Genomic DNA, 17,230 nt, shown 5'->3' on the forward strand with positions numbered 1-17,230 from the left:
AATACTCCCGGCTCAGCCTGTTATCTATACTATTCTTGACGACGTTCCTAGCCCAATCGCTTACTATTCAATCTAGCTATCTAGCCCAGTCTTCGGTTATCAACTGCTAGAAGTGAGCCATCACCAGCGCTGCTCTATGACTTCCCCGCCGCCTCAGCCACCCAATCGTCCCAATCACAACCCTGGCAACGCTGGCAAGCCCGGCCCCAAAGCTGATCCCAATGCTGGCCAGTCTATGCCGAGAACCTTCTTAGGTTCACTGACACAGGCATTTCAGACTGTTCAGGCCAATGTGGATTTTTCTAAAATTCCGCTGAAGCCGAATGCGCGAGTGCCCAAGCTACAGATAGAGGCGGGTGATAAGCATAGCGAGTATCCGCTAGTCGGCGAGCACTATATACTAGGGCGATCTTCTAAAGCCTGCGACATTGTGGTGCGCAGCCCCATTGTCAGCCAGACGCATCTGTCTCTGACGCGTGATCGCTCTCGCCCCGGCAATCCGTTCGTCATTAAAGATCAGGGCTCAACCAACGGCATCTATCGCAGCAAAAAGCGCATTTCTAAGCTGCCGCTGCGCGATGGCGATGTGCTGACGCTGGGGCCACAAGAGCTGGCCGATGCGGTGACGGTGCGCTACATTGACCCGCCGCCCTGGTATATCAAAACGGTGCGCTACGGGCTTTATGGGGCCTCGGGGCTAACCGGACTGCTAGCCCTATGGATGGTCGGCTTAGAATGGCCCAAAATTACGATCAATCCGCTGCCCGAGTCGGTGCAGGGGCCGGTGCTGATTACGGCGGAAGGGGAAGGGGGGCGCACGCCACTGAATGAGCTGCCCAATATTGCCCACCGAGAAAATCAGCGGCTGAAAGAATATTCGGCCTATTTGCCCAATGCCGTCGTCGCCTCTGAAGACTCGCGCTTTTACTGGCATCTGGGCGTTGACCCACTGGGCATTTTGCGAGCGCTGGTGGCTAACATTGCGGGCGGTGAGATTCGCGAAGGGGCCAGCACCCTGACGCAGCAGATGGCCCGCAACACTTACCGCGACTATGTCGGCACTGATGACAGCGCCGTTCGTAAGATTCGCGAGGCCGTCGTTGCGCTCAAGTTAGAGACCTTTTACAGCAAAGATCAGCTGATGCTGCTATACCTCAACCGGGTATATCTGGGCAATAACCTGTACGGCTTTGAAGATGCCTCGCAGTTTTACTTTGGCAAGTCGGCGAGCGATCTGAGTATTGCCGAGGCGGCAACGCTGGTGGGCATTTTGCCTGCGCCGAATGCGTTTAACCCCATTCAGGACTACGAGGCGGCGGTATTCTACCGCGATGGCGTGATTGAGCGCATGGTCTCCTTGGGCATGATCAGTGCTGAAGATGGCAGGCGGGCTAGGCGATCGCGCATTGAAATCAGCCCCGACGCGCGCAAACAGCTGCAAAGCTCCAAAGCGCCTTACTTTTATAGCTACGTGTTTGATGAGCTAGAGGCCGTCCTGGGAAAGGGACTGGCTGGGGAAGGCAACTTCATAGTCGAAACCAGCCTGAACCTGGAAACTCAAGCGGTTGCTGAAGCCACCTTGAAAGACAGCATCAATAATGATGGGCCTGAATACGGCTATTCTCAAGGAGCGCTCGTCACCTTAAATACGACCACTGGCGAAATCGAAGCGCTGGTCGGCGGCGCAGACTACCAGGAAAGCCAGTTTAACCGGGCGACTCAGGCCCTGCGTCAGCCGGGATCTACCTTCAAGATATTTGCCTACGCAGCCGCGATAGAAGCAGGCATTTCGCCAGGAACGACTTTTTCTTGTAACGGTTTGGACTGGGGCGGTCAGTCCTTTGCGGGCTGTCGTTCGGGCGGGGGCGCGCTGGATATGTATGCCGGGCTGGCCCGTTCGGAAAATGTGATTGCGCTGCGAGTGGCGCAGGAAGTGGGGCTAGACGCGGTGGTCAGTCTGGCGAAGCGGATGGGCATCACCTCCGATCTCAATGCGCAGCCGGGCTTAGTGCTAGGGCAAAGTGAGGTGACCCCTTTAGAAATGACTGGGGCGTTTGGGGCGATCGCCAATGAAGGCGTCTGGAACCGACCTCACGGCATTCAGCGAGTGCTCGACAGCAGCGACTGCGCAGATAACAACGACATTTCCACCTGCCGGGTAATCTACGACTTTTCGCAGAGCGCAGATGCCAGCGTGTCGGCGCTCGATGCCAGCGTTGCCAATACGATGGTGGGCATGATGCAGGGCGTCGTTCAGGGGGGCACAGGCCGCAATGCTTACCTGGGTCTTGGTGAAGGCGGCAAGACAGGGACGACTAACGACAATATAGACGTGTGGTTTATCGGCTTTGTGCCGCGTAATGAAGTGGTGACCGGCATCTGGCTGGGCAATGACGACAACACGCCAACGGCTGGCAGCAGCGCTCAGGCCGCTCAGCTTTGGGGCAGTTACATGAGCCGGGTGTTGCGCTAGGCGATTGACTGAAGCTATCGGCGTCTGGCTTTGCTGAGCATCTTTTGAGAAAGGCTGATCGGAATGTCTTCCTGCTCGGCCCAGTCTTGCAGAATGCGGTAGAAGATCTGGCGATCGCGGCTCTGCAACACAGCCGTCTGGTCAGCCGTTTCAATCGCATACGGATAGCCATTACCGACGATTACCTCAGCGCGCACCTGATTGATCACCGCTTCAGCCCGACCCGTCTCCCAGATCCATTTGGGTAGCTCTAAGCGGGCGGGGTAGTTGGCGTTGGTTTTGAGATAGGTGAACGCGATCTGATCGCGCATGTCGGCGTAGTAATTGAGAATGTCGCCGCGATCGCAGGTCATCAGCGGAGTGCGATCGCCCCAATTCATCCAGCGACTGAGCAGTTTGGCATCGTGAATGGTGCGCGTCGTTTCTAGCTTATTGAACGTGCGCAGTAAGGTCGTGATGTCGTTAGACTGCGCGGTATCGACATAGCCAACCAGCGGCACCTGATGTTTTTGGCTAGCCCTTAGCAACGTCAGGATCTGATCGACATAGGGCGCTCGAATGTTGTCTTCGAGCATGGAGGCAAATGACAGCACCAGCGAGCCGTCGAAAAAGACCAGGCATTTTTCAGGGTCTCTGCCCTGCTGGATCGCTCGGTCTCTCGCCTGAGTAATGTAGCGGGTCAGGCGCTGCACTTCCATTGAAAAGCGGCGCATATTGATCCACCTGTCCATTGGCTGCGAGCGATCAGCGACCAGATCTTTCGGCGTCATCACATCTAGCAAAATGTCTTTTTCGTAACCGCCCTCGCCGCTGTGATGGTTTTCAAACCAGCCGATTTGCACCAGAGCAATAGGAATCGAAAAGTCCTTTTGCGGAAAGACCTGAGAGCCATCGACAGCAAACGTGGTGACATCAGTGAGATGCTCGCTGACCCAGTTCAGGCTTTGCTCACGGTTGTCCCAGGTGAGGCCGCTGCGGATGATGCCCCTGTTTTTTGGATTGATCGGCTCTAGTGGAGTAGCCCCCAAATCGCCCTCTTGAGCGCTTACCCAGGCAGTTCGGTCTTCGGCTGATCTCGCTATCCACTCATCCCAAGCCTGGCGGTACTGCGCTAAATAGATCGACGTACTTTCATCAAAGCTGGCAAAGTCGGCTCGCTTGCGGCTGAGCACCGTCTGAATTTGGGAGGGCTTGATGGCCATAGACTGCGATCGCTTTAAGAATCAGATTCATTTTAATCGATAAAGAACAGACGTACTGTCTCTCAGTGCAAAAGCGACCTGAGCGCAGCAGGGCTATCCTTTCGGAATGTAAATCAGTGTTTCAATATGCTTTACATTTGGGCATTGGCCAAGCTTTCTTAATAGCTGTGGTGATACGATTTCTTCCATAGGTTTATTTATTACGTGGAGCATAAGCCCTTGGTACTTCGGGTCGCAGTTGTAGGATCTGGTCCGGCGGGCTCTTCCGCTGCCGAGACACTCGCTAAAGCAGGGATCGAGACTTACCTCTTTGAGCGCAAGCTAGACAATGCCAAGCCTTGCGGCGGAGCCATTCCGCTGTGCATGGTCGCTGAATTTGATTTGCCCCCCGAAATCATTGACCGTCGGGTACGCAAGATGAAGATGATCTCACCTTCTAACGTTGAGGTGAACATCGGTGGAACGCTAAACGATGACGAATATATCGGCATGTGTCGCCGGGAAGTGCTCGATGGCTTTTTGCGCGATCGCGCTCACAAAGAGGGCGCTAAGCTGATCAACGGCACCGTCCACAAGCTAGAAATCCCTGGTAACGACAAAGACCCCTACGTGCTGCACTACGCAGATCACGAGAAAGCTGGTTTACAGGGCGAAGCTAAAACCCTCAAAGTAGACATGGTAATCGGCGCAGATGGCGCTAACTCGCGGGTCGCTCGGGCGATTGATGCGGGTGACTATAACTATGCGATCGCTTTCCAAGAGCGCATTCGCCTGCCCGAAGACAAAATGGCCTACTACGAAGAGCTGGCCGAAATGTACGTAGGTGACGATGTCTCCCCCGACTTCTACGCCTGGGTCTTCCCCAAGTACGATCACGTCGCGGTCGGTACCGGCACCATGCGCCCCAACCAGGCGCGGATTAAAGAACTGCAGCGGGGCATTCGCGCTCGCGCAGCCAAGCGTCTAGAAGGCGGCGAAATCATCAAGGTAGAAGCGCACCCCATTCCCGAGCATCCCAGACCTCGCCGGGTAGTAGGCCGGGTTGCCCTCGTCGGCGATGCAGCGGGTACGGTCACCAAGTCTTCGGGTGAAGGCATTTACTTTGCGGCCAAGTCTGCCCGCATGTGCGCCGAAACCATCGTGAAGTACTCCGAAAACGGCGCTCGCGCCCTCACTGAAGATGAGCTGAAGCTGTACATCAAGCAGTGGGATAAGGAATACGGCCTCACCTACAAAGTGCTCGACATTTTGCAGCGCGTCTTCTACCGCAGCGATGCTTCCCGCGAAGCCTTCGTCGAAATGTGCTCCGACATCGACGTGCAAAAGCTGACCTTTGACAGCTACCTGTACAAAACCGTCGTGCCCGCCAACCCATTCACGCAGATGAAAATCACCGCAAAAACGGTGGGCAGTCTGCTGCGGGGCTACGCACTCGCACCCTAGTTGCCAAAGTTCCAACCGACTGCGTTATTCTCTTTGTCTTGAGCGTCTCCTGTTTACGGAGGCGCTTTTTTTTGTCATCAAATACATCAAGGGGGTTCGCTATACAATAGTTAAAGAACGGTTACAAAATTTACGGACTAGCATGGCGGATCAATTAATTAGAGCGACGGCAGCAGCAGGAGGCATTCGGGTTGTAGGCGTAACGACAACTCGCCTAACTGAGGTGGCCCGGCAGCGACATGAACTGTCTTACGTAGCAACGGCAGCTCTGGGCCGGACAATGACTGCCGGGTTACTGCTGGCGTCAAGTATGAAACAGCCTCAGTCTCGGGTGAATATTCGGGTGAAAGGGAACGGGCCACTCGGCGGGCTGCTGGTGGATGCCGGGTTAGATGGGACAGTGCGCGGCTATGTAGAAAAGCCGCAGGTGGAATTGCCGCCGAGTGAAAATGGCAAGCTGAATGTGGGCGCTGCGATTGGGCAAGACGGCTACCTTTATGTGGTGCGTGATGTGGGCTATGGCTACCCTTACAGCAGTACAGTAGAACTGGTCTCCGGTGAGATTGGCGATGACCTGACGCATTACTTGGCGACTTCTGAACAAACGCCCTCTGCTCTGGTGCTGGGCGTATTTGTCGGCGCAGAGGGGGTAGAAGTGGCGGGCGGCCTGCTGCTGCAAGTGCTGCCCAAAGCGGCGCAAGATGAAGCGCTGGTGACCTTATTAGAAGAGCGCCTGAGCACGCTAACCGGGTTTACCCCTTTACTGAGAGCGGGCAAAACGTTGCCGCAGATTTTTGAAGAGCTGGTCGGCGATCTGGGGCTAGAAATGCTGCCCGGCAATCAGATTGTGCAGTTTAGCTGTAAGTGCACGCGCGATCGCATGTTAGGCGCACTCAAGCTACTGGGCCAGGACGAACTCAAAGACATGATCGCAGTAGACCACGGCGCTGAAGCGGTCTGCCACTTTTGCAATGAGAAATATCACGCTGACAGTGAACAGTTGCAAGATCTGATCAATCAGCTAGATGCGCAGCAGGCTCGTCAGGGTTAAGACGGGCCTATCTCAATTCTAATGATTTTAGCCATTGGTCAATCCATTCCAATTCGGCAGGCGACCAGTTGGGCTCTGGATCTTGACGGTAGTCAACATCTAAGTCGTAGCCTGAAAGCTCATAGATCTCATCTAGCAGCGGCTTTAGAGCGATCGCAATAGCTATATCTTCTGGTTGCAGTGGTATCTCAAAGGTAGGCAGAGATTGCTGCAAATTGAAAGGGTATAGCTGAGCCTGAGGACGGTCGCTGCTGGGGCTTACCAACACCCGATAATGGCTCTCTAATCCATAGCCTAGCACCGGCATTGGTTGCCCTTTATGGAGCAAATCAATCTCTACTAAATGTGTCTGGCTCTCTAAAATTTCTAATCGCTTACTTTCATACTTTTGTCGCCCCGCCCCGCGCTTATTGACCGGCGACAAAATTTCAATCACCGTAATCACCTCGCTGGTTTGCAAACTGCGAATTTCTAAATAGTGGTGCCGCACAGTATTGGGCATTGGCACGGTTACTGCTACCGGCTCAGGCTCTGCGATCGCCACATTTCCCTGAGCTGATAATTCTCTAGACTCCGCGCTCAAATTGCTGCTCTGGCCGCTGCTTTGGCCGCTGCTTTGGCGAACCGACACATCTGGCACGCCAATCAATACAGCCTGGTCAGACTCATCTCGCTTATAGACGGCTTCCTCAACCACGACCCGATACTTGGGGCGAATTTGTGGGCCGAGAAGATTAGCGATCGCCACAATTAAACGGCTGTGGAGATTAGACCAAGCCGCAGAATTCTCCAAATAGGGATTCATACCGGGAAACGGAGAGCCCACAAGTCATGCTCCTCAGACAGTGCCAGAGCGTATAGCCACAGTCTAACATCGGCAGATAAAAGCTATGGGCGATACGGGGTTCGAACCTGTGACCTCTTCCGTGTGAAGGAAGTATTTGACCAGCTTGAGACCCTCTCTAATCAAGGGTTTCAAATTAAGTGAGATGAGAAGATAGTCAAATGATAGTCAAAAACGAGTGATTGTCAGTCGTCAAAATTTTTGCCTCCAAAGGAATTAGGCTTATTTTGGCATGCATATATAGTTTTTAGGGAAGAAGCCATCTGTGCTTTCTGGCATTTGCTATCTTCGTATTTTTAGGGTACAAGCTGAGACCAATACATTATTCGGTTACCGTTTAGATTGGCACTGAGCTTCCAGATAACTCAGCGCCGGTGGCCTCCTACGAAAAATATCTGCGTGTATGAAAGTTTACACTCCTCCTAATTATTTCTAGATTGACTAGAAAGCAAAAAGATGAGGTGTTTGAGATCACAGCTTTGACTTTCCATAGCTGGTAAATTGGCAGACTTGAGTAATAGATTGAGTTGCTTTGCGGCTACGGCTTTGCTCAGCTCAACGCATGACAATCCAGAGCTATCAAACTGTGAAACATACACCTCGTGAAGTCTTTGACGATCCGCATAGCGCTTGGCACTTCATCACCCACCCTACAGACGATGGCTTCGAGGGTCAGCACTTTGACAGAAAGCAAGCAGGAAACATCCAGGGTGACGGTTCGACTTCTAAAAACTCTATCGAAGAGCTAAGAAAAACCATTGTTAAGACTGTTTCTGCGTTCGCAAACGGCAATGTAGAAGGAGGACTGCTCGTAATCGGCGTGTCTTCTACAGGAGAGGTAATCGGCATTGATCATCTCAGCGAAGACCAGCGAAACGCTCTGACGAATTTAGATCAGTACCTACGCAGTCATGCCGCAGAAGTCAGGGAAATCGACTGTAAGAATAGGCAAGGAGAGGATAAAAAGCTCTGCCTCATCTACTCTGCTGACCTGCTCCACGCGGTTTGTGAAACGATAGAGCAGCAGCCCAAAGCTTGGATTCGGCGCGGGGCTCAATCACTTCCGCTAAGACCGGAAAATAGAGATCAAATTAGAATCAGGAAGGGACTGCTCAACACCGACAATCTACCCTGGTGTCCTTTCGAGCCGGAAGACTTGGATGCTGATGTCGTCACAGAATTTCGACGAGTGTTTCGCCCTGACTTTGCCAGCGACTTCACAGATGAGCGCCTTCTGCGGGAAGCAGGTGCTATCGTCAAAAAGGAAGAAAAGTACTGGTTTACGCTTCCAGGGCTTCTCTTCTTTGCCTCCAACCCGCAAAGAGCTGCACCGAGCGCATTTCTTCGCCTCCTAAAGTTCATCGTCCCTCACGACCAATATCGGAACCGTGGAACCCCATCTTTGGATAGGGACTTTCGAGGCTCCATTACGAAGCAAATCAGGTCTGCAAGGACGTTTCTACGCGAAGGCGCATTCTTCGACCGCTTACAGTACAGGCGACTAGACGGCGGGTTCTCTGAAGAGATGGAGCTGCCTGCAATTGCAGTAGACGAAGCTATCGTAAATGCGGTAGCCCATCGCGACTACCACGCCCAAAATCCTATCAACTGTGAGCACTACACCGACGCCTTCGTCGTGAAAAACCCAGGTCGCATTCGGCAGCAAAACTACGATCTGCCAGATAAATTTGACTTGAGCCATACGGTGCTCGATTCACTGCCTCGGAACCGCAAGCTGATTGAATGGCTGCGCTTGATGGAAGACCCAGGAGGGAAATCCTTCGTTCAGGCGATTAGCGAAGGAACGAAGCAGATGGCAAAGGAGATGGCTGACTTGAAGCTGCCGCCCCCTGCGGTTCAACTCCTCGAAAACGAAACTATTTTATGCCTAAAAAGCAATGCAGCAGAGCGCAAGGCCGCTTACTTAGCGAGCATTCAGGTGCCCAAAACGGCATTTATGAATGCTTATTTACTTACGATCAGGAATGGCGATCGCCTAGCAACCAGCGACGAGGTTCATCTACGGCTGAGAGAAATCGCGCAGGCGCTTGAAAATTCTTTAGTTGGCTACGAATGGCATATAGACCGTTCTTCTTTCAGCCGCATTACCGCCCACAAGAAGGGTATTGACCTGCCTACCTCTGACGAGGTAAGGCGAGTGGTTCGCTTCTATCCAGCATACCGTTTTCAAATACACGAAATGCTAGGTCATGCATACATTGTCGTAGATTACACATGCCAGGTGCTGAACGTTGTGAGAGCACACGAAGTCGTTCGGTATATAGAGGCAGAAAAACTGTTAGGGAATAGATGCATTGCAAAAGTAGCAGAGGATTGGAGCGCAGGCCGGATAGAGAGCTTAGATACAGAATGGGCAACAGTTCGGTTCTTTGAAAGCGAGGAGACGAGCACCGTACAGACCAATGCTGTCATTCCTAGCCTATCTCTGTCACAGATTGAAGACATAGTTAAGCAGAAGAACATCTCCTTTGACTTGCACGTTACAGTCAAGCAGCATAGCCTTGCTTCAAGCCAATCAGCCGCTCGAAAACGTGCCGAGAAAATTGCCAACACAGCAGATTATCTCTCGACAGGTATCTTTCCCCTGATATCAGGCGAGCTTGAAATCGGAATGTCAAAAGAACCTCTAGCCTTGTCAGAAATAGAGCGAAGTTCCAGATCTTCTTTTCATTTTGGCAGACTCAGTGAGCCTACTGTTGAGTTCAAAAGGCGACAGCAGTCTACTGACGTACGAGACGGCATTACAAAATATGGTTCGTATGATAGCGAGTCGCACGACATTGAGATAGTGCCCGTATGTCTCATAAGCTATACGCAATCCATGCATACGCTAATTAGTCGGTTGAAAACGGGGAAATACAAATATAGAGGATCAGAACGAACTTTTTCAACTCGCTTTAGCTATTCAACTGTAGTCGGGGCAGATAGTCTTCATAATGTTGGACAGGAAGTCAATCGACTGCTCTCGGAAAAGCCGCAATGGTGCGGCAATGACAAGTTGAACCGCCTGTTTTTAGTACATACGCCCGAAGCAGGATACGCGCTGGATGACGAATCCTCCCCCTACTTCGTTATCAAACGCCGACTACTGGAAGCAGGCATTCCTTGCCAAATGGTCGATACCAAAACGTTGACTAATGCTGACTGGAAAGATCTGAATCTGGCATTGAATATCACGGCTAAGTGTGGTGTCACTCCGTGGGTATTGCCAGAGAACATCCCTGATGCTGATTTTTTTGTGGGGCTGTCTTATACGCAATCTCGGGATGGTAGAAAAATCTTAGGGTTTGCGAACGTCTTTAATAGCTATGGAAAATGGGAGTTTTATGCTGGGAACACAGCGGCGTTTGATGTTCAAGAAAGAAGTGAGCATCTATCGCGGCTGGCGAATTCAGCACTAGAACGATTGAAGCGAGCACAGCTATTACCTGCAAGTCCTAGTCTAATTTTTCACCATTCGGCGCGTATCTCCAAAGAAGACTATAGAGCAATCCTCAATAGCGTAAGGATCATAGCGCCAGATGCTTCTGTTTCTTTTGTATGGATAAATTCTCACAACAACTTCCGTCTTTTCGACTCTAGAGTCGAAACAGATGGAAGCATACAGCGCGGTAGCTTTGTTCCTATCTCCCGTCGTCGAACCCTACTGTCGACAACAGGGCACAACGTCTATAGAAAAGCATTAGGGACTCCTCGACCACTCGAAATAACGGCAGATCGATACTGGCCAAACGACACGGAACCGAAGAGCTGTGACTCTCGCGCTACCGCGATTCAGATACTGAGTCTCACGAAGCTTAATCTGGCTTCGACAGATTCATTTACAGCAGAGCCAATCACAACCAAGTATGCCGGTGACATTGCTTACCTAACGGCTGCATTTCTTCGTCAGCGCGAGCCTTTTCGTTTACATGAAGTTTTAGAGCCGACTCCCTGGTTTATCTAAGCAGCGTAGAGCGCGATCACGCTACCCTGGTCGCTGGTTAAGGCGCTACCCTCTCTCCTGCACTTCATTTTCTTTTCTTCTGATTGCTCAACAGACTTTGTTGGTAAATCTCAACTGCCCGTAGGTGCGCGGCTGGGTCACTACGGTTGTGCAACCAGTCTTTTATGAGTTCTATATTGTAGCGGACGCATCGGCTATTAATCCTGACCCAATGGAGTCCTTCAATCCATTCACCGTTGAGTCTGTACTTTTTGAGCGTAGAACCGCTGAGATCCAGGCACTCGGATGCCTGCCGTTTGCTAACGAAGAGAAGCATGATAATGACGCTTGAATAATTTGGTTAGGTTGCAAGCGCAGCCGCGAGGCTAATCGTTCTCGATTTCGGAGCTTCGTGACGCACTCCGCTGCTGTAACTGCGCTTGCTTTTGCTGTTGAACGGTCTTTAGCACCGTAGAGCGCACGTACTGGCTCATCGGGGCCAAAGGCACATTGCGCTGATGCACCTGATGTTGAAGGTATGGACTTTGATGAAGAATGCCGACCGTTTGCTTGGGCGAATTGCCTGCTTTGAGCGATAACGAGGCAACGGCATCATCGAGCTTGACCGCAGCCCAGTCGTTTTCGGCAAAGCGCTGATAGAGCGTAGCGTAATCTAGATTGGCTTCACCTGTGACGCGCTTTGCCAACTCTAGATACTGCTGCCTAGCAGCTTTGCCTGACTCGTTACTCGGCTTCTTTGGTTCCAGACCCATGGAAGTTCAGCTCCTTATCTACGCTGCAATTTCAGAGCTGTCGAAGAGGCCACCGAGTAGGGCTTCCTCATCGAAGTCCACACCTTCATCGCTGCTAGGTGCTGGTTTGGCGACTGTGGTGCTAGCAGCGTTAGCTGTCTGAGTCGTGACATTCTCAACCGCTGACGCTGGAATCGCGCCACTGGCTACGAACTCTTGAACCACTGCTGTCGCGACTAATCGCATCTCCTGCTTGAGCTGTGCGGGGTTAACTGGGTTGACGGGTGCCTCTATGCCAAAGGTTTCGCGGATGAGGTCGATTTGCTGGGAAAGCGCTTCGATGGATTCGCGGGCGATCGCCCCCTTCTCCTCATCACTCAACGCATCATTCTCCTGACAAGCGAATGCCTGCCAATAGGCGGTCATCGCATCCAAACCCTTATGTTTGCCCTTCCGACTCGGCAGCTTATCGCTTTTCAGCAAGTACTGGAAAACTTCCCCAATACGAGTATCGCAGTCGGCATTGTAGGCAAACTGGATGCGCTGTCGGTCGCTGGTGCTGTCGGGGGAACGTTTGCGAGGCATAGTCTGGGTCAGAGTCCGATGGTTTACTAGGCAGCTACTTTGGTTAGTTTACCGATAAGCCCCTGGAATAGGCCATAGCAGTCAGACATTCGTAACGGAATCGATGGATTGTGGGTCACTTCGGGGAGCTGGCCAACCAGGTCGGTTAGCTGAGGCTGCATTTTGTCGGCGAAGATGAGGCGATCGCTCAATCCCAAAGAACTGAAGTATTCATTCAACTGCGAGCGAATAACGCCAGAGCCGCCGCCGCTGAGGATAATATCGACTGAACTATCAGTCAGTTGACTGAGCAGATTGTCTTGCAGGTAGATGCTGACTGCTTGCCAGTAGGTTTGGCGGACGAAGTTGGTGTAGGGGCCGAAGTCAGCAAGTCCGGCCTGTGCTTGAGAAATCTGCTGAGGCTTGCCAGTGGTGAGCGCCAGCATCAAAGGTGAATAGTCCGTTGGCGGAACGCCTGCTGAGCGGGTTGCTTTTTCAAAGGCAGGCCAAAAGCCAGGGCCATCGGAGTTGGAGCGACTGGCGCGGAGGGAGCCGCCTTCAAAACAGAGGATGGACAGATTGCGGTGGCCCATCATCAGGATGAGTGTGCGGCGCTGCGTGATGGCATGTTTAGCACTATCGAGCTGCTTCTTGCGGTTGAGATAAAGGCCAAAGCCTTCGGGAAAGAACTTGAGAATGGGCTGTACCTGCTGTTGCTTGCCTCGGCAGATGAAACCTTGCTCGCAGATGGCGTTGAATTTATGGGCGATCTGTTCACGGGTTCTGATTTCAGTGAGCGGCAGCGGAAGCCAAATGAAGGCTTTGTATTGACTGGGCAGATGCTCCAGTTCGGCGGCGATGCCGAGCGCGGCTGCAATTTTGTAGGCCGCTTTCTCCGCCTTGTTCGCCGTCAGGCTGGTGCTGTCGAGAAAGGCTTTAGCGGATTCTCCAACCAGGACGATCTCGGAATCGATCTTCAGCCAGGTGCTGTCTTGAGGGCGACCGCCTGCGTTGAGGCTAGGCAATGCCGATTCATTCAGGCTATTGGCAACGGCTGAGTCCATCCAAATTGGCACAGCCTGTCCGGGTCGGGTGCGATAGAAGAACTTGGAGGCGGATGCGCCAATGTCTCCTGCGATATGGATTGTGGGCGAAGCCACAGTGGTTTGAGTCATGGCGAGTATCAAAAACGCTACATCGCCATAGTAATAACGAAACTGCTTTATTGGTTCTATATGGTTAACCAAAGTATACAAATAACCAATATGGTGATAAATGGAAAATGCTGGTTTATTGTTGGAATAAGCGGTAAATCCCGGCCATGAAGCTACGCCCTTTTGGGGGCTACGCCGGAAATGCCACACAGGACGCCAGGTTTCTGGCAAAAAATCTCGTAAACCCCGCAGCGCAATCGGTTTAAGAATTTTCCTGTGTTTTGACCGCTTGTTCGCCCCGTTTCAGACGCGAATTGCCATGCTATCTACGAGCAACCTTTCGGCTGCACAGGCTGAGAACTATTTTGTCAAAGATGACTACTACACCGAAGAGGAGCAGCATGAGGCTTCGTTTTGGTTAGGGAAGGGTGCGGATAATTTGAGACTAACTGGCACAGTGGAGAAGGCGGTGTTCGGTGAGCTGCTGGGCGGCGTTGGGCCGAATGGAGAGGTGCTTTCGGGGAAGGAGATTGACCCCGAGAAGCGGCGGGCGGCGACGGATTTTACCTTTAGTGCGCCGAAGAGTGTGAGCGTGGCGGCGTTGGTGCAGCAGGATGAGCGGGTGCTGGCGGCGCATCATCAGGCGGTGGCGAAGGCGATGTCTGTGATGGAAGAAAGGTACGCGCAGACGCGGATTTCGACGGAGATGGGTCGGCAGCGGGTGACGACGGGAAATGTGATTGTGGCGGTGTTTCCTCATGCGACGAATCGGGAGGCGGAGCCGCAGTTGCATAGTCATTGTGTGGTGATGAATGCGACGCAGTTGCCGGATGGACGGTGGTTTAGCTTTGCGAATGAGGGGGCGATCGCAAACAAAAAACTACTCGGGCAGATCTATCAAAACGAACTAGCGATCGCTCTCCAAAACCACGGCTACGTCATCGAACCCAAAGCCCACGGACAGTTCGAGCTAGTCGGCTACTCACCAGAACTGCTCAAGCTATTCTCAACGCGCAGACAGCAGATCGAGTCGTTGGTAGCTTTATGGGAGGCAGAAGGTAAAACACTCTTTAGTCAAGATGGGCGAGTGCTGAGATCTCGGTTGGCACTGTATGAGGCAGCAGCGCTGAAGTCTCGTAAGCGTAAGCCGACACCGATGCAGCCAGAGCAGTTGAGGCAGGGATGGAATGCGTTGGCTCAGTTAGAGGATCTAGTCCTGCCAGCGCTGCCAGAATCCAGATCAACAGAGGGTGGCGAGCAATCAATTGAGTCGAAGGCGGTAGCGGGGTTTAAGATTGCACCGGCTAGCTCAGAGGCGATCGCCAATTCTGAGCTTGAGCCTGCTATTCAGCATTGCAGCGAACGGGAATTGGTCTTTAGACGAACGGCCCTGGAGCGGTTTATGTTTGAGCATCAGTTGGGTCAGACCAGTTTTGACCGGTTACAGCAGGACATAGAGAGCAGTACTGAGTTGATTCAGATCGACGAAAACCGTATGACGACGCAGGCGGCGATTCGGCTGGAACTGGAAACGATTCGATTGATGCGTGAGCAGAAGGGGAAAGCAGAGCCAATTGCATCCCTCTTCCAAGTCGAGCAGCAGCTTTCGGATGCGTTGACGATAGAGCAGCGGCAGGCAATTGAGCAGGTGATGACTGCGCCGGATAAAGCAATGGCTTGGCAGGGGTCGGCGGGTGTGGGCAAGACGTACGCGCTGAATGAGGTAAGGGCGATCGCTCAAGTCCAGGGCTTCCAGGTCAGAGGTTTTGCGCCCAGCGCGGAAGCCGCTCATACGTTAGGCGAAGCGCTGAAAATCAATACAAATACCGTCGCAGGGCTATTGGTTTCTTCGCAGCAGGAACCCGAGCCGTCGCTTTGGATTATCGACGAGGCCGGACTGTTGAGTATGAAGGATGCTCACGCGCTGCTTCAGCGAGCCCGAAAAGAAAATGCCAGAGTGTTGCTGGTCGGCGATACCAAGCAACTATCGGCAGTAGACGCAGGCAACCCGTTCAAGAGCTTGCAGGCGGGCGGGATTACGCTCGCTAGATTGGACAACAGCCTGCGGCAGCAGACGGAAGAACTACGGGTCGCGGTACGGCTAATTGCTGAGGGAAACGTTGCTCGCGGTATCAATGTGCTTGAGCAAGCGGGATGCCTGCAAATCGAGGCGGATGCAGATAATCAAATTAACCAGATGGTTAGTGATTATTTGGCGCTGTCACCGGTAGAGCGAGCTGAAACCTTGCTCTTAGCTGGGACGAATCAAGAACGGTTAGCGCTGGTTGGGCAGTTGCGGCGATCGCTCCAGGCGGAAGGAACGCTGGGCCAAAATGCCTTGGCGGTTTCGAGTCTGCGGCGTAAGGACTTGACCCAGGTGCAGGCTCAATACCTTGTCACTTACGAGCCGGGGGATGTGTTGATGCCGACTCAGGATTATAAGAAGCAGGGGTTGGCAAAGTACCAGCACTACACGGTAAGAAACATCGACCAGGCGGCTCATCGACTGGTGGTGGAAACGGCGGATGGTCATCTGCTCAGTATTGATCCGGTGCAGTGTCAGCGGAAGGCTGTGTATGCAGCACAGACGATAGATGTTGCGGTGGGCGATCGCCTTCGGTGGACGAAGAATGATCGAGCAACGAAAACCCATAACGGGCAGCAGTTCACAGTAGCTGAGGTTTTGGACGGTGGGATTGTGCGGACGGTCGATGAGGCTGGGCAGTCTCAATGGTTTTCGCTATCAGGTCATCAGCATGTGGACTATGCCTGGGTAAGTACGACTTACAGTGCTCAAGGGAAGACGGCTGACCGGGTGCTGGCGCTCATGAGCGAGAAAACGACGAATCGAGAGTCGTTTTATGTAGCGGTGTCGCGAGCGAAGCATGGCCTGAAGCTGTATGCCGCCGACAGGGATGAGCTGCTGAAACGGGCACAGATATCTAAAACGAAGGAAAACGCCAGTGACTATATTCCATTATTTAAGATAGGAAAAGGAGAGAACTATGCCAAGACCCAGACAGAAGGTCAGTCCTCAAATGGGCGAGCCTCAGCAACTGACGGTGGAGATGTCGGGCAGTTTGTTAGAGCAGGCATTGGAGAACGCGATGTTCAAGAGCCTTCAGCCGATACGCTCAGATATCGACGTGCTCAGTCAGCGGGTAGAGTCGATGGGGCAGGAAATGCAAAGTTTGACAGAGGGCTTGAACCAGTTGCCGACATCCTTAAAGGACACCTTGGGTCACTTTCTCGTGCAGTTGCAGCGCATGTTGAACGAGCAGAACTCACCCAATGCGAAGGATTCTTTGCAGGTGCAGTTGCAGCAGTTAATCAGGGCGTTGAGCAGTTGGAATGGGCAGCTAAAAACAGAACTCAGCTCGCAGCAGCAGTTGATCGCCTCGATAAAACAGTTAGAAGGGAAGCTGGCAGCGCACGATCCCAAACGACAATTGGAGGGCAGTTGAAACCGGCGACTCATGACTATGGAGAGCTTTGGAAGAATTACCGGCGAGGGGTAGTCGCTAGTAGCGCAGGCGAGTTAGATTACCGGGTGGGGTGCAGGGCATTTGAGAATGGTGTAAAACAAAGGACGATCGCACTCATGCTGGTTTCGAGCAGTTCGATGGTTGAGCAGATCCATCGCAACTATGGCAAGCAGCAGGCGATGCAGTATGTGAAGCAGATGACGCGGCGGATTTGCCAGCAACAAACTATGGAGGCGGTTCATCAGTCGTCTTCAAGTCGGCAGGTAGAATTGGATTAGGACTCCGGCTAGCCCAGCGATGCTAGCCGGAGTATAGC

The 17,230-nt window shown here is 52.6% G+C and carries 11 protein-coding genes; 5 read left to right on the top strand and 6 right to left on the bottom strand.

Going from position 1 to position 17,230, the window contains the following annotated elements; genetic code table 11:
- The first annotated feature begins 235 nt into the window (after positions 1-235).
- A complete protein-coding gene (locus tag CKL79_RS08705; RefSeq protein ID WP_240518757.1) occupies positions 236-2,473 on the top strand; it encodes a transglycosylase domain-containing protein in 2,238 nt (745 codons plus the stop codon).
- A 14-nt stretch (positions 2,474-2,487) separates the two neighbouring features.
- On the opposite strand, the gene CKL79_RS08710 is transcribed toward CKL79_RS08705, so the two are convergent.
- A complete protein-coding gene (locus CKL79_RS08710) occupies positions 2,488-3,675 on the bottom strand; it encodes a DNA double-strand break repair nuclease NurA (RefSeq protein ID WP_121969194.1) in 1,188 nt (395 codons plus the stop codon).
- Positions 3,676-3,894: 219 nt separating this feature from the next.
- Here CKL79_RS08710 and chlP point away from each other — a divergent pair, with 219 nt between their 5' ends.
- Both chlP and hslO read left to right on the top strand, forming a co-directional pair.
- Complete coding sequence (gene chlP, locus CKL79_RS08715; RefSeq protein ID WP_121969247.1) at positions 3,895-5,118, top strand: geranylgeranyl reductase; 1,224 nt, start codon at positions 3,895-3,897, stop codon at positions 5,116-5,118.
- A 142-nt stretch (positions 5,119-5,260) separates the two neighbouring features.
- Entirely contained in the window at positions 5,261-6,169 is a 909-nt protein-coding gene (hslO, locus tag CKL79_RS08720) for an Hsp33 family molecular chaperone HslO (protein WP_121969195.1), read from the top strand.
- A 7-nt stretch (positions 6,170-6,176) separates the two neighbouring features.
- On the opposite strand, the gene CKL79_RS08725 is transcribed toward hslO, so the two are convergent.
- Positions 6,177-6,995, bottom strand: coding sequence for a DUF4058 family protein (locus tag CKL79_RS08725; protein WP_121969196.1), 819 nt, complete (start codon positions 6,993-6,995; stop codon positions 6,177-6,179).
- A 604-nt stretch (positions 6,996-7,599) separates the two neighbouring features.
- Between CKL79_RS08725 and CKL79_RS08730 the strand changes: the two genes are divergently transcribed.
- Positions 7,600-10,980, top strand: coding sequence for an RNA-binding domain-containing protein (locus CKL79_RS08730; RefSeq protein WP_170944010.1), 3,381 nt, complete (start codon positions 7,600-7,602; stop codon positions 10,978-10,980).
- Between the two features lie 64 nt (positions 10,981-11,044).
- Here the strand turns inward: CKL79_RS08730 and CKL79_RS24360 are convergent, their stop codons facing one another.
- Genes CKL79_RS24360 through CKL79_RS08750 form a run of 4 tightly spaced genes read right to left on the bottom strand, consistent with a single transcriptional unit; the run spans position 11,045 to position 13,450 of the window.
- On the bottom strand, positions 11,045-11,296 hold the full coding sequence (locus CKL79_RS24360) for a hypothetical protein (RefSeq protein WP_121969198.1): 252 nt from the start codon (positions 11,294-11,296) through the stop codon (positions 11,045-11,047).
- Positions 11,297-11,345: 49 nt separating this feature from the next.
- A complete protein-coding gene (locus CKL79_RS08740; RefSeq protein ID WP_121969199.1) occupies positions 11,346-11,732 on the bottom strand; it encodes a hypothetical protein in 387 nt (128 codons plus the stop codon).
- Between the two features lie 18 nt (positions 11,733-11,750).
- Entirely contained in the window at positions 11,751-12,296 is a 546-nt protein-coding gene (locus tag CKL79_RS08745) for a hypothetical protein (RefSeq protein ID WP_121969200.1), read from the bottom strand.
- 26 nt (positions 12,297-12,322) lie between these two features.
- Positions 12,323-13,450: a hypothetical protein gene (locus CKL79_RS08750; RefSeq protein WP_141242181.1), complete on the bottom strand. Its 1,128-nt coding sequence runs from the start codon at positions 13,448-13,450 to the stop codon at positions 12,323-12,325.
- A gap of 298 nt (positions 13,451-13,748) precedes the next feature.
- Here CKL79_RS08750 and mobF point away from each other — a divergent pair, with 298 nt between their 5' ends.
- Complete coding sequence (gene mobF, locus CKL79_RS08755; protein WP_121969202.1) at positions 13,749-17,192, top strand: MobF family relaxase; 3,444 nt, start codon at positions 13,749-13,751, stop codon at positions 17,190-17,192.
- Positions 17,193-17,230: the final 38 nt, after the last annotated feature.

The sequence above is a fragment of the Leptolyngbya sp. BC1307 genome, from assembly GCF_002286735.1.
Taxonomy (GTDB): Bacteria; Cyanobacteriota; Cyanobacteriia; order Phormidesmidales; family Phormidesmidaceae; genus Phormidesmis.

Bases quoted from the DNA above. Each gene is read 5' to 3' on its own strand.
- CKL79_RS08710 (WP_121969194.1), bottom strand. From the start codon at position 3,675: ATGGCCATCAAGCCCTCCCAAATTCAGACGGTGCTCAGCCGCAAGCGA.
- CKL79_RS08750 (WP_141242181.1), bottom strand. From the start codon at position 13,450: ATGACTCAAACCACTGTGGCTTCGCCCACAATCCATATCGCAGGAGAC.
- CKL79_RS08745 (WP_121969200.1), bottom strand. From the start codon at position 12,296: ATGCCTCGCAAACGTTCCCCCGACAGCACCAGCGACCGACAGCGCATC.
- hslO (WP_121969195.1), top strand. From the start codon at position 5,261: ATGGCGGATCAATTAATTAGAGCGACGGCAGCAGCAGGAGGCATTCGG.
- mobF (WP_121969202.1), top strand. From the start codon at position 13,749: ATGCTATCTACGAGCAACCTTTCGGCTGCACAGGCTGAGAACTATTTT.
- CKL79_RS08740 (WP_121969199.1), bottom strand. From the start codon at position 11,732: ATGGGTCTGGAACCAAAGAAGCCGAGTAACGAGTCAGGCAAAGCTGCT.
- CKL79_RS24360 (WP_121969198.1), bottom strand. From the start codon at position 11,296: ATGCTTCTCTTCGTTAGCAAACGGCAGGCATCCGAGTGCCTGGATCTC.
- CKL79_RS08705 (WP_240518757.1), top strand. From the start codon at position 236: ATGCCGAGAACCTTCTTAGGTTCACTGACACAGGCATTTCAGACTGTT.